The following is a 22,038-nucleotide window of genomic DNA, read 5'->3' as shown; positions in this document are numbered from 1 at the left end:
CGACGAGCTAGGGCCTGTTGATTCTAAGTACCTTGGCTAAGAGCGAGCGCTGAAGATGCTTGGTACCTGGCGGCTTTACTGCAAAAAACAGTAATTTTTTGTCTCGCACTTAGTTATTAGTTGATTTTGACTATATGTTGGCTGTCTAAATTCATGCAAAAGCGATGGCCGTTTAGCCCCGGGGCCAAGCGCGTTTTTCTTGTGCATGTGGCTATCGTTTTTGTCGCTGTGTTCTACGTTGGTTTACCCATTTTGGAAAATAGCAAAGCTGGCTGATATTTTTGAACCACAGGGCAATATTAGTTCGGCTTTTTCTAGGCTAGCGTCAAACTGTGGCGCAAGCTCTTAGTTTTTGTTTGCTTAAACACTTCAGACTTTTTTACTAGCGCTACAGTACGTGTTTATTTTCGCTGTTATCGCGTGCGCAAAAAATAAAAATAAAAACCAAATTGATCTCGTAGGTTTATTATGAAAAAACGCCTGTCCAGCCAACTGTCGTTGGCGCTGGCTGTTGTCGCCTCTGCGTGCGCACTGCCGAGCATCGCTCAGAACTACCTTATTGAAGCCGAATCGTTTACCGCTCAGGGCGGCAGTTATGCCGACGGTCAAACAAGCCCGGTTAGTATTTACAGTGTCAATGGCGCCAGTGCAATTAATTACGTCAATCGCGGCGATTATGTTGAGTTTACTGTCGACGTTGCCTCGGCAGGTGAATATGCGATTGATTATTTTGTCGGTACGTCTGTTGCTTCGGGCGCGCAAATTGAATTTTTTATTGAGCAGCTTGGAACGTGGCAAAGTGTTGGTTCAAGTGATGTACCAATGGGGCACTGGGATCAATTTAATTTGTTGCCGGCAACTTATGCTGTGAATTTACACAAGGGCCAAAATAACATTCGCCTGCAGGGCTCGGGCAGCCACGATTGGCAGTGGAATATGGACGCGTTTGAACTAAGTCTGCTTGCTGCGCCGTCGCCTAGCCCTACACCAAGCCCGTCAGCGAGTGCAATGCCCAGTGCATCGCCGAGCCCCTCACCTGCGATTCCGAGCCTGTTTTTTGAAGCCGAAGATTATGTTTCAGTCGGTGGCACCTGGCCAGATGGCCAGGCTCAGCCGGTCAGCACCTATAACGTTAACGGGCTGAGCGCGCTTAACTGGATTAATCGCGGCGATTATATTGACTACGTATTAAATATTCCGGCCGGAACTTATAAACCGGTGTTTCAGCTCGGCACGAGTGTTAACTCGGGTGTGGAAATCAGCCTGCAGATCAAGCGAGATAACGTGTGGCAAACACTGAGCACGGCCGCTGTGCCGGCATTGGGCTGGGATAATTTCAGTGCCGTAGAAGCGCCATCGTTTTTGTTAAACGGCGGCAGTTACGAGCTGCGTTTACTGGCGTCCGGCAGCAGCGATTGGCAGTGGAATATCGAATCGTTTGAGTTAATTGAGCAGGGCGCTCTGCCAAGCCCAAGCCCAAGCCCGTTACCCAGCCCGTCGTCAAGCCCCGCTCCGAGTGTCTCGCCAAGTGCTTCGCCCAGCCCGGTGGTAACGCCCAGCCCGCTTGTCTCGCCTAGCCCGGTGGTCTCTCCCAGCCCAGGCGCCAGCCCGTTGCCATCTGTGTGCCTGGATTGCGCCGAGGGTTTTGTTGATACGCCGCTCGATTATTTTGGTACGGACTTTTCCGCAAAACCTGCCAACCGCAAACATTTTATGCCGACCGGTTATTTTGATCGAAGCGGTCGCGGCGCGCAGACCATTGATGACGATGGTGTCGATGGTTGGGGCCAGCCTTTTGGCCAAAACGGCGGCATCAATATGCATACCCTTGGCGAATGGGCCGAGTACGATATTAATTTTGATGTGCCGGGTTATTACAAAGTTAAATTGGAGGTAGCTAGGCCCTATACCGCCGACGGTGAAACACTCGGGGCAAAATTAAGTCTCGATGGCGAAGAAGTGGCGACCGTATTTTTTGATGGCACCGGCGGTTGGGCGCCGTTTAAATGGATAGATTTGGCGCCGGTGATGCACATTGCATCGAGCGGTGGCCACACCCTTCGTATTGAAAGTGTCGGTACTGCCGCCTGGCAGTGGAGCGCGGATTATCTGTCGGTGATGTATATGGGGCAAAAAGATCCGCGCATTGTCGAGCAAGAATTAAATGCAACGGTAAAAGAGCAACACCTTGCCGGCGGCGTCGATGTGCAAATTAACTTAAATACCCGCCACAGTGTTGGCGGCGAAGACAGCTTTGATCGCAGTCGTTATATCACCATGCACAGTTACCCTGCAGACAGAGACTGGATTAGTGGCCACCAACAAGGTGGCGGTGATGCAAATAAACTTGGCGATCAATTGATGCACGATTTTCTTGATGGGCGCGATGTGTATTTCGGCCGCGATACCGGCGATTTACAAATTGAGCTAATGAGCGCTGCACAAGATGCCAATAAGCCAGGCTGGGTCAGCACAAACCATATGCAGGGGCGCGGTCTCGGCGTACGCAATGCCTATGTTGACAACGGTTTCGAATGGCGCTCACAAAACGCCGTAATAGGCGCGCAAGTCAGGCCGATTTACCCCGATGGCCAGGAGACAACCAACAGCTTTGCACTGTCGACCACAGATACGGCCGAAGAGCCTTTAGGCAGTGCCACGGGGCATTTTCTCGGCACCTATGTCAATAATTTTTACCGCCCCTTTGGCTCGAGCGATAAAGGTCAAAATAAACCGAAGTTTGTTGAAATCTTAAATGAGCCGATTTTTGAGCTTGTGCGCAACGCCGTTTACAGTGATCACAAACCGGTGAGCGATGTTGAAGAGATTTTCCGTGTGCACAAAGGTGCGGCCGATGAATTCCACAAGTGGGCCGACGAAGCTAAAGTCGGTGGTTATACAGCGGCCTTCCCCGACTTTGAAGCCGACCCCTATTATATTGACGACAGCGGTGAATTTAAATTTGGCCAGTGGGACGCCGTCAGTTTTGGGCAGTGGAATCAGTGGGACAAGCGTTTCTTAGAAATTGCCGGCGACAGCATTGATTTTGTGTCGATCCACCTTTACGACTTTCCGAATATTCCATTTAGTGCCAAAGGCGAATTTTTTGAACAGTACCGAAAAGGCGCCTATGCCGAAGCGATACTCGACATGCTCGACGCCTATATGGATGCCGAGTGGGGCTATCGCAAACCCATCGTTATTTCCGAATACGGCACCCAGATGCAGGGTGACTTTGGCCGCGGCTGGAACCCCGAGCGCGACTGGTTCCAGGTGAAGGCGCACAGCTCAATGATGATGCAATTTATGCAAAGGCCCGATCGCATCGGCGTTGCGATTCCGTTTGTGCCGGTGAAAGCCGACGGCAACTGGGCAAAATTTATTACCCCGTGGGGGCGGGTAACGAACTACCCGTGGCGTTTGATGATTCGTGAAAATGAACGCGATAACGACGGCTCAAGCGATTGGGTTTATTCCGACGTAGTGCATTTTTACGACTTGTGGTGCGATGTTAAAGGCACTCGTGTTGACACCTGGGCGGCCGACCCGGATATCCAGGTCGATGCCTATATTGACGGTAACACTGCGTATTTCATTGCCAACAGCCTGCAGTTTAAAGATACGGATTTAAATTTAAATTTTGCCGGTGCCAGCGGTGTGCGCAAGGTAACCGTGCGCCAGGCCTATCAGGCGGCCGACTCGTCCACCAAGTATGTCGAGCACAATTACGGTTCGGTATTGCCAGCTGCCATTACACTCGGTGCCGAAGCGACCGCTGTTATTGTTGTTGAATACAACAGCGATGTGCTTATCAGTGAAAGCTCGCTTGAAGAAAAGCATTTTGCCAAAGACATGGTGCGCGACATAGTCGGCGCTCAGCCGCTTGAGTTTGTTATTGACGGTGTAAACAAAGGTGCAAGTGGCGAAGCGATTTTGCGCTTAGGTGTTGCCCGCCATCACGATCAGAGCTTGCAGCCAAACGTGCATGTCAATGGCCAACCAGTCGAGGTGCCGGCAGATTTTCGCGGCTACGATCAGAAACACGATCGTTTTGGGCGCGAGTACCGGGCGCGCAGTGTCTTTTTTGGTGTGCTAGAAATCCCGGTTGACTACAGCTTGCTGCAGCAGGGTAAAAATACCGTCAGCATCGTTTTTGATGAAAGTGACGGTAAAATTTCCACCGTCGGCCTGCAAACCTTTGAGTTCAGCTCACCGATTAAGCGCCCGTAATTAAGCCTTAGCTCTCTCCCATTAGCCCCGCTCGCGGGGCTTTATGTTCAGGATTAACGGTATAGCGCGGGTTCAAGGATGAACAAGAGCGCATATGTTCAGGATGAACGGCAGTTAATTGCTTCTCGGCATTTTGCTCCTGCATACGCACTACTGTACACATCCATGTGTTAATACATTAACTGCATTTTCGCCATCGCTGGCGGTCGTATAGCGCGGGTTTATCGGCACACGCTGGCGCGATATTTTACGCGTCGGCGCTTGTCGCTTGTCCCTTAATCTTTTCACGCAGTTGTTGAATCAAAGAATAAAACACCGGTGTAAAAAACGTGCCGATTAACAGTGCCGCGAGCATGCCGCCAAAAACGGTATAGCCTACAGAGCGCTGGCTGACCATGCCGGCGCCGCTGGCAACAAGTAGTGGAATAATACCGAGGATAAACGAAATCGCGGTCATGCACACGGCGCGAAAACGCAGGCGGGCGGCATCGTTGGCGGCGTCAAAAATACTCTTGCCTTGTTCGCGAAGGTTTTTGGCAAACTCGACAACCAGAATCGCATTTTTTGCCGCAAGGCCGAGTAACAAAACCAGGCCAACCTGAGCGTAGAGATTTAAGCTTAAGCCGAGCAGGGCCAGTGTGCCCATTGCGCCGAGTATGGCAATCGGCACCACCAGCAAAATTGCGCCGGGAATCGACCAGCTCTCGTACTGGCCAACTAAAAATAAATACACAAATACCGCCGCCATTAAAAACGCCAATCCGGCAACACTGCCGGCTTTAATTTCCTGATAAGTCAGGCCCGTCCACTCGTATTTATAACCGGCGGGCAAATCCGTTAACGCAAGCTGCTGCAGATAACTAATGCCTTCACCGGTGCTCATGCCCGGGCCGGGGTTGATACGAATCACCGCGCTTGAAAAACTGTTGTAGCGCTCGACGGTTTTCGGGCCGGTAATTTGGCGCACGCTCATCAGTGTTGCCAGCGGAATAGGTTGGCCGTCGACACTGCGTATATAAATATTTTGTAAATCGTTCAGGCTCATGCGATAGGGCGCATCGGCCTGCATCATCACGCGGTAGTTTTGGCCGTAAATATTAAAGTCGTTGACATATAAAGAGCCAAGTTGTGTTTGCAAAGTTAAAAATAAATCTTGCAAATTCACGCCGAGTTTTTTTGCCCGAACCCGGTCGATATCGAGATAGTACTGCGGGCTTGAGGCGCGAAAGCTGGTAAAGGCATTGGCGATACGCGGATTTTCCTGAATGCTGTCAATAAATGTTTGAATGGCTTTGGCCAGTTCTTCCGGGCTCTGACCTTCGGTGCTCTGCATCACCATCTCCAGCCCACCCGAGACACCCATGCCCGGTACCGCAGGCGGGTTTAACGCGTAAACTTGCGCTTCGGGAAAACCAACAAAAGCGCGGCCGTTGGTTTTTTGGGTAACCGCAAATGAGCTGTTAACTAAACCTTCGCGCTCGGCCCAGGGTTTTAGTGAGACAAATAAAGCCCCGGAGTTGCTCTCTGCGGCGCCAGATAAAATACCGTAACCGGCGAAGCTGGTGACATAACGCACGTTTTCATCGTCGAGCAGCATTTGGGTGACGGCCTGCACCGTCTGGTCGGTGCGGTTTAAACTGGCCGAGTCGGGCAGCTGCACGTCGACAAGGATCACGCCTTTGTCTTCGGGCGGTACAAAGGCTGTTGGCAGCGTCAAACCGAGCCAGGCAAGTGCTGCAATCATGACCATAAATACTGCGCTGATGCGCGCGCTTCGTTTTAAACACAGTGCGACACCGCTGGAATAAGAGCCGGTTAACGCATCAAATTTATGATTAAACCAGCGATACCACGCCGGTATTTTTTCATTGCGTTTTAATAACAGTGAACACAGAGCCGGGCTGAGGCTCAGGGCATTTAAGCTTGAAAAACATACGGCCACACAAATGGTCACGGCAAACTGGCGGTACATTTGCCCGGTAATGCCAGGCAGTAACGCTACCGGGATAAATACCGCAAGCAGCACCAGGGTTGTGGCGATTACCGGGCCGGTGACTTCGCGCATGCTTTGTAAAGTTGCATCGACATTGCTGAGCTCGGGGTGTTGCTTGAGTATGCGGTCGGTGTTTTCAACCACAAGAATGCCGTCGTCGACAACAATGCCGATTGCCAGAATCAGGCCAAATAGGCTGACGGTATTAATGCTCATGCCCATCGCCTGCAGCACAATAAAACTTGCGACCAGCGATACCGGGATGGCCAGCGCCGGTACCAGCGCGGCGCGCCAACTGCCGAGAAAAATAAAAATTACAATGATTACCAGCACGATTGCCTGCAGCAAAGTAAGCTGCACCGACTCTATACTTTCACTAATGTAGGCGGTGGTATCGTAGCTGATAAGGTAGTCCATGCCCTCGGGGAAAAAACCGGCCTCTTGTTGAATGGCTTGTTTTACCGCTTCGGCCACTTCAAGCGCGTTGGCACCGGGCGCCAGGTACATCGACATATTGATGGCGGGTTTATTATTTAGGTTGCTGACGATGCTGTAGTCGGCCTGGCCCAGTTCAACTCGGGCGACGTCGCGCAAATAAATAATGCTCTGATTGTCGCCGGTGCGCAGCACAATTTCGCCAAACTCCTCGGCGCTTGAAAGCCTGCCTTTTGTGCTTAGGCTGTATTCCATTTGCAGTTCGCGATTAAACGGCGGTGCGCCGATTTTACCGGCGGCGACTTGTACGTTTTGTTCTCTGAGTGCGTTGACAAGATCTTGAGTCGTTAAACCGAGGCCGGCCATTTTTACCGGGTCCAGCCACAGGCGCATGCTGTAGTCGGCGGCGCCGATAATGCTTGCGTCGGATATGCCGTGAATGCGCTTTAAGCTCGGTTGCACATTGATCTTTAAATAGTTAGAAATCGTCGTGTAAGAAAGATTTTCTTGCGGCGAAAAAAAACTGACGATCATTAAAATATCGGGCGACTTTTTATCGATTTTAAGGCCCGAGGCCGTCACCTCCGCGGGCAGCATGGGCTCGGCCAGTTTGACCCGGTTTTGCACACGCACCAGCGCCATGTCCGGATCTTCGCCAACATCAAAGGTGACGTCGAGGCGATAACTGCCGTCATTTGAGCTTTTTGAGCTCATGTAAATCATGCCCTCGACGCCGTTGACCTTATCTTCGATCGGCCGCGCGACGGTCTCTTCGACAACCTGCGACGAGGCGCCGGCATAGTTGCCCGATACACTGATGGTCGGCGGGCTAATGGGCGGGTATTCGGCCACCGGCAGGCTTACGTAGGCAATTGCGCCCATCAGGGTCAGCACCAGCGAAACCACCAGTGCGAGCTTGGGGCGGCGTATAAATATTTCGCTGATCACGGTTTTACTCCAGCGCTGTCGGCATTTGCGCTCGGCTGGTAGGGCTGCGCCTGTTCAATGTCGACGGTCTGGCCCGAGCGCAAGCGCTGCAGGCCTTTGCTGACAACCCGCTCGCCGAGCTCGAGCCCGTCTTCAACGTGAATCAGGTCGTTAAGCTGGGTGTCGCCCAGTTCGATGTAGCGTTTGCTGGCGACCTTGTCTTGATCGACAACAAACACAAAGTTCCCCTGTTGATCGGCTTGAACTGCCACCCTGGGGACAAATAAACCGGCGATGCTCATTTTGGTTTCAAGCACCGCGGTGGCGTGCATGCCGGGGCGCAAAAAGCCGCTGGCGTTGGGCAGTTCGGCGCGCACCAGCACTGTGCCGGTATTGGTGTCGACACGATTGGCGATGTAGCTGATGGCGCCGGGTTCGGGGTAGCGAAAATCGTGATCTAAATCGACCCAGACATTAAACATGTCAGAGACTTTACCGCTGTGTTGATGGCGCTCTTTGAGTTTTTGCCCGTGGGTAAAGAGTTTTTCGCTGATGCTAAATTCAATGCGTATCGGGTCGATGGAGGTCAAGTTGGCCAGCGCCTGATCGGTGGGGCTGACCAGGTCGCCGACGGCATAAGGTGTGCGGCCGATACGCCCGGCAAACGCCGCAGTAATGCGTGTGTAGTCGAGGTTGAGCTTGGCGTTATTGACGGCGGCCTGGGCGCTGTCGACCGAGGCCTTCGTGCCTAAATAGCGCGCTTGTAATTCATCGAGTTCGTTTTGGCTGATGTAGTTGTCGGCGACCAGCTGCTGGCCGCGATCAAACGCAGCCTTGGCGGCGATAAAATTTGCCTCGCTGCTACTTAGCTGGGCGTTTGCCTGGTTGAGTTCAGACTGAAAGGGCCGCGCATCAATGCGAAACAGCAGCTGGCCAAGCTCGACAAGCTGGCCTTCTTTAAATGCAATTTCTTTAATATAACCGCTGACTTTTGGCCGCACGGCAATATCACTGATGGCTTTAACCTGGCCAACATAACTCGACTGCGGGTTAAATTGCTGCTCGCTGACGTCGGCGAGCAAGACCTTTTGTGTCGGCAGGCTTGCTTTGGCCTGTTGCTCACATGCGCTTAAAAAAAATACACAACTTATGCAAAGAGCGGTAAAAGAAAGATAGGCGGCGCGGGGCAAGCGAAGACGCGGCATGGGTTAATCCCTTAACGGCTGGAAGAAAAGCCGATCTTAGCACACTCGCATCTGTGCGCTTGGCGTTTAACGAGCGCATTTATAGGCGGTGCCGCGAGCGATACCAGCTGCTGCTGCGATATTGAGACGGTCTGTTTTTAGCGCGCTTTAGTAGTCGTCGGGCACATGACGTCAAGCGCTAAGCAGAGTAGAATGCGCGGCCTATTTACCCCAATCAGAGCTAAATTCAAGGCGCCAATGTCTGACTTAAAAGCGACTCTCGACAATATTAAGATCGTGATGATCAATACCACTCACCCCGGCAATATCGGTGCGGCTGCTCGCGCTTTAAAAAATATGGGCCTTAGCAAGTTAGTGTTGGTTGATCCAAAAGAGTACCCAACGGCCAAAGCTACCTGGCGCGCGGCGAATGCGGTCGATGTGCTCGACCAGGTTGAGGTGGCCTCAAGCCTCGACGAGGCCATCGCCGATTGTTCTTTGGTGATTGGTACCAGCGCGCGCGAGCGCCGCATCCCGTGGCCTTTGCAAACCCCGCGCGAATGCGCTGATCGCATATGGCAGGAGGCTAAACAACACAAAACGGCCATTTTGTTTGGCCGCGAAGATCGCGGTTTAACGAACGAAGAGCTGCAAAAGTGTCACTACCACGTGCACATCCCGGCGAACCCTGAATACAGCTCTCTCAATATTGCCGCGGCGATCCAGGTGATTACCTACGAGATACGCATGAGCGCGCTGGCACCGGAAGATGGCCAGCCGCTGCGTTTTAACGATTGGGACCAGCCGCCGGCCAATAATGAAGCGTTGGAACGCTATTACGAGCACCTCGAAGAAACTTTAAGCAAGCTGCAGTTTCTCGATAAAGACAACCCGCGGCAGACGGTGACACGCCTTAGGCGCATGTTTAATCGCATTCGCCTCGATGAGATGGAGCTGAGCATCCTGCGCGGTATGCTGACGTCGATACAAAATGGCATTTACCACAGCAGCAACCGCATCGAAAAACTCGAAGCTGAAATTGAAACGCTACAAAGCAAATAACCCTGCATAAAAAGGGGTTATTTACCTGAGTAAAATAGTCGGATATATACTTGACTGTTTTACTCGGGTTTTACGATAATCCGCGCACATGCTGCGAGGAATAACGACATGCGTTTAACAACCAAGGGCCGCTATGCGGTGACAGCGATGCTGGATTTGGCGCTTCACGCCAATCAAGGGCCGGTGAGCCTGGCCGATATCAGCAAGCGTCAGCATATAAGTTTGTCTTACCTTGAGCAGTTGTTTGCCAAACTTCGCCAAAATAGCTTGGTTAAGAGCGTTCGCGGGCCCGGCGGTGGCTATCGTTTAAACCGCGAGGCCGCAGAGATCTTTGTGGCGCAGATTATCGATGCCGTCAACGAGAGCATTGATGCGACCAACTGCAGCGGCAAGGGCGACTGCCAAAATGGCGATGTTTGCCTGACCCACTATTTGTGGTCTGACCTTAGCGCCCAGATCCACACATTTTTAAGTAGTATTAGCCTCGCTTCGCTGATCGAAAAACAGGCCGTTCGCGATGTCGCCGAGCGGCAGAACCGCAACGAGGGCATAGGTCTTGGCCCCGTGGAAAAAATTCGTGTCGAGAGCCTGAACGGCTCCGCTTAAGTAGTGAAACTATGAGTTTAAAGCAGCCAATATACTTTGACTATGCCGCGACGACGCCTGTCGATCCCGCCGTTGCCAAATCGATGTCTGCCTGTTTAACCCTTGATGGCAACTTTGCCAATCCCGCGTCGCGCTCGCACCTGTTTGGCTGGAAAGCTGAAGAAGCGGTTGAGCACGCTCGCGCAGAGCTGGCCGGTTTGATTAATGCCGACCCGAGAGAAATTGTTTGGACCAGTGGTGCAACCGAGGCGAGCAATCTCGCGCTTAAAGGTTTGGTCGAAAAAAAGGCGCTGCAGGGCGCGCACATTATTACCTCGAGCATCGAACACAAAAGTGTGTTGGATGTTTGCGCCGAGCTCGAAGCGTTAGGCTGTGAAGTCAGCTATGTATCGCCCGAGTGCGACGGCCGCGTCAGCATTGATACGATCAAAGCGGCGCAGCGCGAGAACACGGCACTGGTGTCACTGATGCACGCCAACAATGAAACCGGTGCGCTCAACGATATTGCCGAGCTTGGTGCCTGGACCCGCGAGCAGGGTATCTTTTTGCATGTTGATGCCGCGCAGAGCGTGGCCAAAATTGACGTTGACGTCAAAGCGCTGAACATCGATTTAATGTCGATCTCGGCGCACAAAATGTACGGCCCTAAAGGGCAGGGCGCACTGTATGTTCGGCGCTGCCCTGAACTTGAACTAAGTGCGCAGATGCACGGCGGCGGCCACGAGCGCGGTATGCGCTCGGGCACCCTGGCAACGCACCAGATCGTCGGCATGGGCAAAGCTGCCGAGCTTGCCAGAGCGCGTTTGCCAAGCGAAAAGCAGCGCCTGCAAGGTTTGCGCGAGGAATTATTTGAAGGGCTCGAAGGCTGCGAGGGCATCAGCCACAACGGCAGCTTTGAGCACAGTGTGCCCGGTATCGTCAATCTGTGTTTTAAAGGTGTGGAAGGCGAGGTGCTGTTGCTGAGTTTGCGAGAGCTTGCTGTCAGCAGCGGTTCTGCGTGTATGTCGGCAACCATGGCGCCGTCTTATGTGCTCGCTGCGATGGGCTTAAGTGAGGCCGATGCGCTCAGTTCCATCCGTTTGAGTTTTGGCCGCTTTACCCGGCTCGATGATATTAAACAGGCTGTGGCCGTGCTTCGGCGTGTCTACAGCTCTTTAGCCGCTTAACTGGCTTAAGCAAACCAGCTTTGCTGCTGTACCAACCATAGACGAGTATTATGTCTCAAGAACAAATCGATGAAGCGATATCAAAAGACTACGCCGCAGGTTTTGTCTCCGATATTGAAAGTGAAACGCTGGCGCCGGGCCTAAACGAAGATACGATTCGTTTTATCTCTGCAAAAAAAGGCGAGCCCGAGTGGATGCTCGAATGGCGCTTGGCGGCGTTTGCTGCGTGGAAAGAGATGGACGAGCCCGACTGGGCCCACGTTAACTACCCGAAAATCGACTATCAAGAGATCTCTTATTACTCGGCGCCTAAGAGCCTGGAAGACAAACCCAAAAGTTTGGATGAGGTCGACCCGGAGTTGATTGAAACGTACAACAAACTCGGTATCCCGCTGCACGAGCAGGAGATGCTCGCCGGCGTTGCAGTCGATGCGGTCTTTGACTCGGTATCGGTGGCGACCACCTTTCGCGAGAAACTAAAAGATGCCGGGGTAATTTTTTGCCCGATTTCCGAGGCTGTGCACGAGTACCCTGAGCTGGTTAAAAAATACTTAGGTTCGGTGGTGCCGGTCAAAGACAATTATTTTGCCGCACTTAACTGCGCGGTATTTTCCGACGGTAGTTTTGTATATATCCCTAAAGGGGTGCGCTGCCCGATGGAGTTGTCGACCTATTTTCGTATTAACGAAAGTAATACCGGCCAGTTTGAGCGCACCTTAATTATTGCCGACGAAGCGTCAACGGTGAGTTACCTCGAAGGTTGCACCGCGCCGATGCGCGATGAAAATCAGCTGCACGCGGCGGTGGTTGAACTGGTTGCGCTCGACAATGCCAATATTAAATACAGCACGGTACAGAACTGGTACCCCGGTGACGCCGAAGGTAAAGGCGGTATTTATAACTTTGTTACCAAACGCGGTGTGGCCCACAACAACGCCCGCATCAGCTGGACACAAGTTGAAACTGGCTCGGCGGTGACCTGGAAGTACCCAAGCTGCGTATTAAAAGGCGATAACAGTGTTGGTGAATTTTATTCGGTGGCACTGACCAATAATTATCAGCAAGCCGATACCGGCACAAAGATGATTCACTTGGGTAAAAATACTAAGTCGACCATTATTTCTAAAGGTATTAGCGCGGGTAAAAGTTCTAACGCCTATCGCGGCCTTGTGCGCATGAACCCTAAAGCCGAAGGGGCGCGCAACTATACCCAGTGCGACTCGCTGTTAATTGGTGACAAGTGTGCGGCACATACCTTTCCGTATATAGAGAGCAAAAACCCAAGTGCGGTGGTTGAGCACGAAGCGACAACATCAAAAGTCAGTGACGATCAGCTCTACCTGTGTTTGCAGCGCGGCATCGATACGGAAAAAGCCGTGTCAATGATTGTTAACGGGTTCTGTAAAGAAGTGTTTAAAGAGTTGCCGATGGAATTTGCTGTTGAGGCCGGTAAATTGTTAGAGGTCAGTCTCGAAGGGTCGGTTGGTTAAGTGTACACAGTCGGCGCCGATTAAATTGTGCCGGCTATTGTGTTATCGATGGTTAATTAATTTAAAACGCTCGCGGTGAGCATGTTCAAACACTCAATTTAGTTTTTAAGTGTGCGGGCATTATATTGCGAGGGTTTAGCAGGCAGCTGCATGTGGCGCGCTTGCTACAACGGGTGAAGGTTGGAGAAAACTGTGCTTAGCATTAAAGGCTTAGAAGCCAAAGTTGAAGAAAAAGATATTCTCAAAGGTTTGAATTTAGAGATCAAACCCGGTGAAGTGCACGCAATTATGGGCCCCAATGGCGCGGGTAAGAGTACCCTCGGCCATGTTTTAAGTGGCCGCGAAGGTTATGAAGTGACCTCTGGCAGCGTTGAATTTCACGGCAAAGACCTGTGTGAAATGGAAACCGAAGAGCGCGCTCGCGAAGGTTTATTTCTCGCGTTTCAATACCCGGTAGAAATTCCCGGCGTCAGCAATATGGAGTTTTTAAAAGCTGCTGTCGACGCCGTGCGTGAGCACCGCGGCCTTGAAGCACTCGATGCCGTGAACTTTATGAAACAAGCGCGCAGCGCCTGTAAGGCCGTTAATCTCGACCAGGCTTTTTTAAAGCGCGGTGTCAACGAAGGTTTTTCCGGCGGTGAGAAAAAGCGCAACGAAATTATGCAGATGATGCTGCTCGAGCCGTCTCTGGCGATTCTCGATGAAACCGATTCCGGCCTCGATATCGACGCGCTACAAGTGGTTGCCGATGGCGTAAACAGCCTGCGTTCGGCCGAGCGATCATTTATTGTGGTCACCCATTACCAGCGCTTGCTCGACTACATCGAGCCAGACTTTGTGCATGTGCTGGCCGACGGTAAAATCGTGAAAAGTGGCGATAAAAGCCTGGCCCTCGAGCTTGAGGCCAAAGGTTACGCCTGGCTTGACGGCGGAGCGGTGTAATGGCGGACTTTTTAATTTCGTCGCAGCAGGCGGAAATAGACGGCCCGGCCTTTCTTGCCGATATCAAAGCACAGGGCAAAGCGCTGTGGAGCGGTTTTGAACTGCCGACACGCAAGAGCGAAGACTGGAAATACACCAGCGTCGCCGGCCTTAAAAAGCGCGACTTTTTTAAGCCTGAAGCGCTGGCTGCGGCCAGGCGTGCCGGAGAAACGTTTTCCGGCGCCGAGCTTGAAGCGCTGACCCATCTGCCCGCTTACGAGGCCCAGCGTTTGGTTTTTGTCAACGGCGTGTACCGTAAAGACCTTAGTTTGCTGGACGCCGAAGCCGGTGTTGAGCTGCTGACTTTTGACGATGCTAGTGAGGTTCAGCAAGCGCTGATAAAAAGCAAACTCAATAGTTGTTTTGAGCTGGCCGATCATCGTTTTGCCGCGTTAAATAACCAAATGATCGATGGTGGCGTGTTGCTGCATGTCAGTGCCAATACCGCAGCCAAAAAGCCTGTACATATCGTTAATATTAGTACTCAGTGCGAGCAGGATTTTGCTGTCAATCAGCGTTTGTTGCTTGTGCTTGAAAAGAGCGCTCAGCTGACCTTGGTTGAGCAGTTTTGCACGACGGCGACGGCACAAAATAGTTTTGTTAACTCGGTGAGCGAATGTGTGCTCGCTGAGAACGCAAGCTTGCGCCACTATCGCCTGCAGGATGAGCAAGAAACGGCATTGCATATCGGCGCCGTACACGCGAGCCTTGAGCGCAGTGCACGCTTAAACAGTTTTTATTTGACCTTGGGCAGTGAGCTTAAGCGCCTTGATGTTAGTGTGACTTATCGAGGTGAAAACGCCGAGGCTGAGATTAACGGTGTTTATCTGCCGCAGAATAAACAGCATGTCGATGTGCACAGTTGTATTGAGCACGCGGTGCCTCACTGCCAAACTAATGAAGTGTTTCGCGGCATTGTTGCCGACGAGGCGCGGGCGGTGTTTAACGGCCGTATTCATATTCATCCCGATGCGCAAAAAACCGAAGCGTATTTAAGCAACAAGAATTTGCTGACCAGCAATAAAGCTGAAGTCGATACCAAACCCGAGCTTGAGATCTACGCCGATGATGTGCGCTGTGCTCACGGCGCAACCGTTGCGCAGCTCGATGACCTTGGCCTTCACTATCTGCGCACGCGCGGCATCAGTGAAAAAGAGGCAAGAGTACTGCTGAGTTTTGCGTTTATTAATGAGCTGCTTGAAGAAATTGCCGATGAGCAACTACTTGCCTGGGCGAGGTCAAAACTAACGGGCTTGTTTTCCCGCGATCCCGCGCTAACTAAACATCTGTTGTAAGTTCCGTTGGAACTAATGAGTAACGAGTGAACGCTGAACTAAGCCAAAAACAACGGCGCTTTAATGTCGATGAAGTCCGCGCTGAATTTCCTATTTTAAATCAGGCGGTCAACGGCCACGCGCTGGTCTATCTCGACAATGCCGCAACCAGCCAAAAGCCACAGGCGGTTATTGATGCCCTGGTGCATTACTATCAGTGCGATAACAGCAATGTGCATCGCGGTGCGCACGCGCTGGCCGATAGGGCAACAGCAGCATTTGAAAACGCGCGGGCGAGCGTGGCCAGTGCCATTAATAGTCCTGAGGCAAAACAGCTAATCTGGACGCGTGGCACAACCGAGGCGATTAATCTGGTTGCCTACAGTTGGGGGCGGGCAAACTTAAAGGCCGGCGATGAAGTACTGGTCAGTGCGCTCGAGCACCACAGTAATATCGTTCCGTGGCAGTTAATTTGTGAAGCCGTTGGCGCAAAACTTAAAGCGATTCCCGTCTCCGCTAAGGGTGAGCTCGACCTTGAAGCTTATCAAGCCATGCTCAGTGACAAGGTGAAATTTGTCAGTGTTGCCCATGTCAGTAACGCTTTGGGTTCGATTAACCCCATTGAGCAAATGATTGCGTTGGCGCACGAAGTCGGCGCCTTGGTCTTAATTGATGGCGCCCAGGGTTTGGCCCATTTTGATGTCGATGTGCAGGCGCTCGACTGCGATTTTTACGCGTTTAGCGGCCACAAAGTTTTTGGGCCAACCGGTATCGGTGGGCTCTGGGGTAAAAAGGCTTTGCTTGAGTCTATGCCGCCGTGGCAGGGCGGTGGTGAAATGATTGAAACGGTTAGTTTTGATGGTACGACCTTTAACCAGTTGCCCTACAAATTTGAAGCTGGCACGCCCGATATCGCCGGTGTGATTGCCCTTGGTGCGGCCTTTAATTATTTAAAGCAGTTTGACCGGCGTGAGCTGCTTGCCCATGAAAGTGAGCTGTTGGCTTATTGCATCGAAAAAAGTAAGGCGATAGACGGCCTGGTCCGCGTCGGTGAAGCTCAGCACTGTGCATCTGTATTTAGTTTTATTGTCAAAGGTACGCATCCTGCTGACATAGGTACACTGCTTGACCAGCAGGGCGTTGCCGTGCGCACTGGTCATCACTGTGTGCAGCCGTTGATGCAGAATTTTAATATTCCCGGCACGGTGCGCGCTTCGTTTAGCATTTACAACAGCAAGGCTGATGTAGACGCATTATTTGCCGCGCTAGACAAAGTTTTAAGTTTCTTGCGTTAGGTCGTGGTCAGCAAGGTGGGTGTAAAAAAATGAGTGTAGAAAACTTTGAGTTTCAGCAGGCGGATGTGGTGCATGTCACCGCCGCTGCGCAGCAGCATTTTGCCAAGCAGTTAGCGCGCTCCGGCAAGTCGGCGATCCGCCTGAGCCTGAAGCAGGCCGGTTGTACCGGCTACAAATATCAAATTGATGAAGTTGATCAAGCCGAGCAGGGCGATTTAAACAGCAGCCTGGCCAATGGTGTTGAGTTTTATATCGACAGCCAGTACCTAAGCGCCATTCAGGGCACTGAAATCGATGTGCGCCAGCAGGGGTTGAACTTAAACCTTGTTATGCAAAACCCCAATGTCAAAGACGAATGTGGCTGTGGTGAAAGCTTCAATATCGAAGCCAAAGTAGAGGGTGAGAATTAATATGGCTGAACAACGTATGGTCAGCACCGTGCGAGATGTGCCGGCGCGCTTAGTACCTGTTGGTGATGCAATGACCATTCCTGCCAATACTTTTGTTACCATCACTCAGAGCCTCGGTGGCAACTATACGGTTGTTTACCAAGGCAATATGTTGCGTGTCGACGGCACCGATGCCGATGCGCTCGGCCTGGAAAAATACCAACTCGAATTTGAAGACCCGGGCGATGGCCGTATTCACGAGCAGCAAATTTGGCAGGCGCTGGAAACGGTTTACGACCCTGAAATTCCGGTTAATTTGCGCGCGCTTGGTTTAATCTACTCGCTAAAAGTTTGCCAGCACAACGCTACGGTGACGATCGAAATGACGCTCACCGCACCGGGCTGTGGTATGGGCCCGGTACTGGTAGGGGATGTAAAACACCGCGTGAGCATGGTGCCCAACGTCAAGCACGTCGACGTTGAGCTGGTTTTTGATCCCCCGTGGCACCGCGATATGATGAGTGAAGAGGCGCAACTAGAAACGGGCATGTTTTTCTAATTGCCCTGATTTATTTAATGATGAGAGTTTTATGACGCTGCCGACAATGCCTTTTGGCGACGATATCACCACCGAAGATATACTCGATACGCTTAGTTTTTTTGAAAGCTGGGAAGAGCGTTATAAGTATATTATTGACCTTGGTAAAAGTTTGCCGCCGATGGAGAACGCTTTAAAGACCGATGAGCGCATCGTGCGCGGCTGTCAAAGCCAGGTCTGGGTGGCCAGCGAGCTGCGTGATGGCAAACTATTTTTTGCCGTTGACAGCGATGCATTTATTGTTAAAGGTCTGCTGGCATTGGTTATGGCCGCTTACAATAATAAAACGCCCGCTCAGGTGATTGATTTTGATATTGAAAGCTACTTTGAAGCGCTGGCGCTGATCAAGCACTTAAGCCCAACACGCGGCAACGGTATTAAAGCCATGGTGCACACCGTGCAAGAACTGGCGAAAGCGATTTAAGAGGTTGCTGTGTCAGCATTAAATGACTGGATTAATGAGTGGGGCACTGCTGTTGGCGTTGGCGCACTGATTACTTTTATGATTTTTATCATGTGGGATCTAGCCAAAAAAACCAATGCGGGCAAGTTTGGCACCATCATTATTTTTATTGGTTTGGGGCTTGGTATACTCGGGTTTTTGATTAAGGTGGCGATCCAATACGGCATGGAGTCCGCCGGAGTTTAATTCACTTGAAAGCTTCGTGCGCAGGACTGGAACGGTGCTGTTATGGGGGCGTCACGGTGCTGTCATGGGAGTGTTATGAAACTTGTTATTGGCAATAAAAACTATTCCTCCTGGTCGCTGCGACCGTGGTTATTGCTGCACGCTCACGCACTTGATTTTGAAGAAGTGAACGAGTCTTTAGCGCAGCACGGTATTCGCGAGCGCTTATCTCAATACTCCGATAGCGCCAAGGTTCCGGTATTGCTTGATCGGGGGCTCACTATCTGGGATTCGCTTGCGATCTGCGAATATATTTCCGAAAACTATTTGTCCGGGCGCGGCTGGCCTAAATCGGCAGCTGATAGAGCGCAGGCCCGATCGCTTGTCGCCGAGATGCACTCGGGCTTTGCTGCACTTCGCTCTGAGCTACCTATGAATTGCAGGCTGACTAAAAGCGCGCAACTTTCCCCGGCGGTGCGCGCCGAAGTACAGCGTATAGAGCAGTTGTGGAACAACTATGTCAGCGCTGATCAAAGTGAGCAGCTTAGGCTGTTTGGCTGCTTTGGCATTGCCGATTGTTTTTTTGCACCGGTTGTTTTTCGCTTTCACAGCTACGGCGTTAAACTTTCGGGCACCGCTGGCAGATACCAGCAAAGTTTACTTGCCCACCCGTCAATGCAGTTGTGGTTGACTCAAGCTATCGGTGAGACTGAGCATTTGGCTCATATTGAAGTTTAGGGTCGGCTCAGTGAGCGCTCACCTTAACGATGCAGTCTATTTTTAATCTTTTGTTTATTTAATACGGCGCTCGGTTTGTTAAATAAACTCCGCGGCTAATTTATTAAGTTAAATTAACCGGCGCCGCAATCCTCTTGTCTTCGTAAGTGCCAAGTTGTTTCTGATCTTTGTTAACCGGTTATCATTGTTGGTAATTCGCGCCAGCAAAATTACGTACTGTGATATTGTTTGTAGCCGCGCAACCCTTCTGTTGCGCCACTCCCATGCTAATTTCTTAGTTGATCCTTAAGTTGCTAGGTGATTAGTAAGTTCTTATTTAAAGGCAGTAAAGAGTTTGCTATATGGTCAGCCCCGTTGAACCCAAAAACAATCAAGAGAGTAAAGGCAAGTCATTTTTGAGTGGCATGAATGCAGATGGCTCTGAGTCATCTTCATACATAGGGAAAAACATCAAGTTCAGGGGGGAACTTGAAGGTACGGAAGACCTACATATTGAAGGGCAGGTTGATGGATCAATTATTATGGGTGGTCAAAACCTCTCCATAGGTACTGGCGGCGAAGTATCTGCCAATATTCACGCCCAGAATGTGCTTATTAATGGCAAGTTAGATGGCGATGTATTTGCCGATGAATTAATCGAGATTTGTAAAACAGCCAAAGTACAAGGGAATTTAATTTCCCCGCGTATCAAACTTGAAGATGGCGGTAAGTTCCGCGGTACCATCGATATGGTTGACGACGAGCAGGAACAAAAAGCGCGCTACGAGAAATTTAAAGAGAAGTTAAAGGTTGATCACGCTGTTAAGGCCAATACTTCGGCTCAGCAGGATTCCAACAAAACAGCGGCGGCGCCGACCCCCGGATCAGTAAGCCCTAACTCAACCAAGCCTGCTACGGCAAACAAACCTTAATCTAGCTGCTTTAATCAATACCAGAGATCGCCCTGGGCGATCTCTGAGTGGCATATGGATAGCGCCTGCAGTGAAATCGCGAAGTAATTACGTGCTGATGCTTTATGTCCCAATTGTTGTATGCTTTTCTTAGTGATCTCAGCGCTGGCGCTGTGACGGATGCTTTTTTATTGTTGATGCTGGCAGTTTTTAGCCTGGCAATTATTCTCAAATTTTTTTCTCTGGCGCCAGCGTTTGTAAATGGCGCCCCGGCACTGTTGACCTCGCTCGGTATACTCGGCACCTTCTTCGGTATTTTGGTTGGTTTGATGCACTTCAGTACCACGCAAATGGACGCCAGCATCGTCAATTTGTTAGAGGGCTTGAAAGTTGCTTTTATTACCAGTGTTGTCGGCTTAACACTTTCTGTTGTTTTAAACTTATTTATCAAGCATGTGCTGGTTTCTGCTGAGGATCGGCGCAAGCCGGTTAGCTCTGAGCAGTTTTTGGCTGCACTGAATAACATCGATCTTTCAGTCAAACGCAGCGCCGAAAAGCAGGATCAATTTATCGGCGAACTTAGTGAGTCTATTGTAGCGAAGCTAGCCCTGGTCGTAGACAACTTCAATAAGCGCATCGAAACCGAGTTTGGTCAAAACTTGCAGGCTTTTTCCCAGAGCTTTGCTTCGCTTGAGCAGTCAATGACCCGGTGTGCACAAGAATTTGCCGGGCTTGAAAAGAATACGGCGCAACTTTCCGAAACAAACCTTGCCAACGCAAGCACTATGCTGGAAATCGCCAATAAACTGCATGCCCTGAATAACAAGTTTGAGGGCTATTTTAACAATATGGAAAGCCTGTTTGAGCTGGTGCATCGTTCAAATTTACAGTTTAGTGAGTTAAACGAAAAACTGCTTGATTACAGTAATCAGAGCATGCAGGCAATCGATATGATTCCTGAAATGAACTCCAAGATAGAACTGTTTAGCTCTAACCTCGAACAACTGGCCAAGGTTACCGATGACACCATTGACGGCGCCTTGGCTTCGCTGTCGAAACAGAGTCAAAATTTAAGTGTGCACCTGTCTCAGGTTGGTTCTGCATTTGCCGATATTGGTGATATTGATGCAGGCTTAATGCAGGAATTTATTGAAAAAGGTGCAACGGTGCATCAATCGGCGGTGCAGGCTATTACCAGTAAGCAGCTGCATTTGCACGAGAGCATGGTTGAGCAGCTGAGCGCGGTTATCTCGACAAGTTTATCCAAGATTGAGCTTAACGTCAGCGATCAGCAGTCGATGATTGAAACGCGTATGGCCAGTGAAATCGACGCGGTGATGGCCGCGATGGGCCAGTCGCTGGCGGCCATTAGTGGCCAGTTTACTCGCGATTATCACCAGTTGATTGCGCAGATGAAACGGGTGTTAGATAAGTCGGTCGAGGTCGTCTAATGTTTGCATCTAGCCGGGCGGATCATTCCGCGGATTCGGGAGCCGACTGGATCAGCGTGTCAGACCTGATGGCGGGTTTGATGATGGTGTTTTTATGCATCGCCATGTTTATGATGCGCTCTGCAAATATCGAGCGCGAAAAAGTTCGTGAAATTGCTGAGTCCTACGCCGAGACTCAACAGGCGATCTACCACTCTCTAAACAGCGAGTTTCAACATGATTTTGTGCGTTGGGGCGCCTACCTGGATGAACAAACACTGACGCTTACATTTCAGGGTGCAGATGCTATGTTTGAAACTGGGCAGGCGCAGATTAGTGGTATTTATCGCGATGTGTTTCAGCAGTTTTTTGCCCGCTATTTAAAAGCGCTGGCGCCTTATCGGGAGTCAATCACCGGTATAAATATTGAAGGTCACACCAGTTCAAGCTGGAGCGATTTCGCCCCTAGCGATAGTTATTTTAAAAACTTGGCGCTGTCACAAGAGCGTGCAAGTTCAGTACTGGAATATCTTTTTTATCTGGATGCCGTCGCTGCCTACCGCTCCTGGATAATCGAACACGTCGCTGCGGTTGGCTACTCTTCATCACATTTAATTGTCGATGCCAATGGCAATGAGGATGTCGAGCGTTCAAAGCGTGTTGTGTTTCGTGTAATGACTAATTCTGAATCCCGGATTCGCTCCATTCTTGAGGATTAAACG

Annotated in this window: 18 protein-coding genes; 16 read left to right on the top strand and 2 right to left on the bottom strand. The window is 50.9% G+C overall.

Going from position 1 to position 22,038, the window contains the following annotated elements; translation table 11 throughout:
* Positions 1-468 precede the first annotated feature (468 nt).
* Positions 469-4,230: a carbohydrate-binding protein gene (locus tag CFK45_RS12540; RefSeq protein ID WP_096086792.1), complete on the top strand. Its 3,762-nt coding sequence runs from the start codon at positions 469-471 to the stop codon at positions 4,228-4,230.
* Between the two features lie 247 nt (positions 4,231-4,477).
* On the opposite strand, the gene CFK45_RS12535 is transcribed toward CFK45_RS12540, so the two are convergent.
* Positions 4,478-7,606 carry an efflux RND transporter permease subunit gene (locus tag CFK45_RS12535; protein ID WP_096086791.1) on the bottom strand — a complete coding sequence of 1,043 codons (3,129 nt, stop codon included), beginning with the start codon at positions 7,604-7,606 and terminating at the stop codon, positions 4,478-4,480.
* On the bottom strand, positions 7,603-8,790 hold the full coding sequence (locus CFK45_RS12530; RefSeq protein ID WP_096086790.1) for an efflux RND transporter periplasmic adaptor subunit: 1,188 nt from the start codon (positions 8,788-8,790) through the stop codon (positions 7,603-7,605). Before CFK45_RS12530 ends, CFK45_RS12535 begins: the two co-directional genes overlap by 4 nt.
* 237 nt (positions 8,791-9,027) lie before the next feature.
* Here CFK45_RS12530 and trmJ point away from each other — a divergent pair, with 237 nt between their 5' ends.
* The 15 genes from trmJ (at position 9,028) to CFK45_RS12455 (ending at position 22,035) form a co-directional block, all read left to right on the top strand.
* Entirely contained in the window at positions 9,028-9,831 is an 804-nt protein-coding gene (gene trmJ / locus CFK45_RS12525) for a tRNA (cytosine(32)/uridine(32)-2'-O)-methyltransferase TrmJ (protein WP_096086789.1), read from the top strand.
* 108 nt (positions 9,832-9,939) lie between these two features.
* On the top strand, positions 9,940-10,437 hold the full coding sequence (gene iscR, locus CFK45_RS12520; RefSeq protein WP_096086788.1) for a Fe-S cluster assembly transcriptional regulator IscR: 498 nt from the start codon (positions 9,940-9,942) through the stop codon (positions 10,435-10,437).
* An 11-nt stretch (positions 10,438-10,448) separates the two neighbouring features.
* Positions 10,449-11,603, top strand: coding sequence for an aminotransferase class V-fold PLP-dependent enzyme (locus CFK45_RS12515; RefSeq protein WP_096086787.1), 1,155 nt, complete (start codon positions 10,449-10,451; stop codon positions 11,601-11,603).
* Between the two features lie 50 nt (positions 11,604-11,653).
* A complete protein-coding gene (sufB, locus tag CFK45_RS12510; protein ID WP_096086786.1) occupies positions 11,654-13,093 on the top strand; it encodes a Fe-S cluster assembly protein SufB in 1,440 nt (479 codons plus the stop codon).
* A gap of 180 nt (positions 13,094-13,273) precedes the next feature.
* Positions 13,274-14,035, top strand: a complete 762-nt coding sequence (gene sufC / locus CFK45_RS12505; RefSeq protein ID WP_096086785.1) for a Fe-S cluster assembly ATPase SufC — start codon at positions 13,274-13,276, stop codon at positions 14,033-14,035.
* Positions 14,035-15,369 (top strand): Fe-S cluster assembly protein SufD, encoded by a 1,335-nt coding sequence (gene sufD / locus CFK45_RS12500; RefSeq protein ID WP_096086784.1) that lies wholly within the window; start codon positions 14,035-14,037, stop codon positions 15,367-15,369. The genes sufC and sufD overlap by 1 nt, the downstream gene beginning before the upstream one ends.
* A 26-nt stretch (positions 15,370-15,395) precedes the next feature.
* Positions 15,396-16,643 (top strand): aminotransferase class V-fold PLP-dependent enzyme, encoded by a 1,248-nt coding sequence (locus CFK45_RS12495; protein ID WP_096086783.1) that lies wholly within the window; start codon positions 15,396-15,398, stop codon positions 16,641-16,643.
* 29 nt (positions 16,644-16,672) lie between these two features.
* The gene (locus tag CFK45_RS12490; RefSeq protein ID WP_096086782.1) at positions 16,673-17,053 is read left to right on the top strand and encodes a HesB/IscA family protein; all 381 of its coding nucleotides are present in this window, start codon (positions 16,673-16,675) and stop codon (positions 17,051-17,053) included.
* Between the two features lies 1 nt (position 17,054).
* Positions 17,055-17,591 carry a putative Fe-S cluster assembly protein SufT gene (gene sufT / locus CFK45_RS12485; RefSeq protein ID WP_096086781.1) on the top strand — a complete coding sequence of 179 codons (537 nt, stop codon included), beginning with the start codon at positions 17,055-17,057 and terminating at the stop codon, positions 17,589-17,591.
* A gap of 31 nt (positions 17,592-17,622) precedes the next feature.
* Entirely contained in the window at positions 17,623-18,054 is a 432-nt protein-coding gene (locus tag CFK45_RS12480; protein WP_096086780.1) for a SufE family protein, read from the top strand.
* Positions 18,055-18,063: 9 nt separating this feature from the next.
* Positions 18,064-18,279 (top strand): DUF2788 domain-containing protein, encoded by a 216-nt coding sequence (locus CFK45_RS12475; protein WP_239923672.1) that lies wholly within the window; start codon positions 18,064-18,066, stop codon positions 18,277-18,279.
* Between the two features lie 75 nt (positions 18,280-18,354).
* Positions 18,355-18,996 carry a glutathione S-transferase family protein gene (locus CFK45_RS12470; protein ID WP_096086779.1) on the top strand — a complete coding sequence of 214 codons (642 nt, stop codon included), beginning with the start codon at positions 18,355-18,357 and terminating at the stop codon, positions 18,994-18,996.
* Positions 18,997-19,337: 341 nt separating this feature from the next.
* A complete protein-coding gene (locus CFK45_RS12465; protein ID WP_096086778.1) occupies positions 19,338-19,907 on the top strand; it encodes a bactofilin family protein in 570 nt (189 codons plus the stop codon).
* Positions 19,908-20,011: 104 nt separating this feature from the next.
* Positions 20,012-21,337, top strand: a complete 1,326-nt coding sequence (locus tag CFK45_RS12460) for a MotA/TolQ/ExbB proton channel family protein (protein ID WP_143247576.1) — start codon at positions 20,012-20,014, stop codon at positions 21,335-21,337.
* A complete protein-coding gene (locus CFK45_RS12455) occupies positions 21,337-22,035 on the top strand; it encodes an OmpA/MotB family protein (protein ID WP_096086776.1) in 699 nt (232 codons plus the stop codon). Before CFK45_RS12460 ends, CFK45_RS12455 begins: the two co-directional genes overlap by 1 nt.
* Positions 22,036-22,038 lie beyond the last annotated feature (3 nt).

The organism is Agaribacterium haliotis, assembly GCF_002312815.1.
GTDB lineage: Bacteria > Pseudomonadota > Gammaproteobacteria > Pseudomonadales > Cellvibrionaceae > Agaribacterium > Agaribacterium haliotis.
Note: the sequence above shows the minus strand (reverse complement) of the source record. Positions and strands in the feature narration are given on the sequence as shown.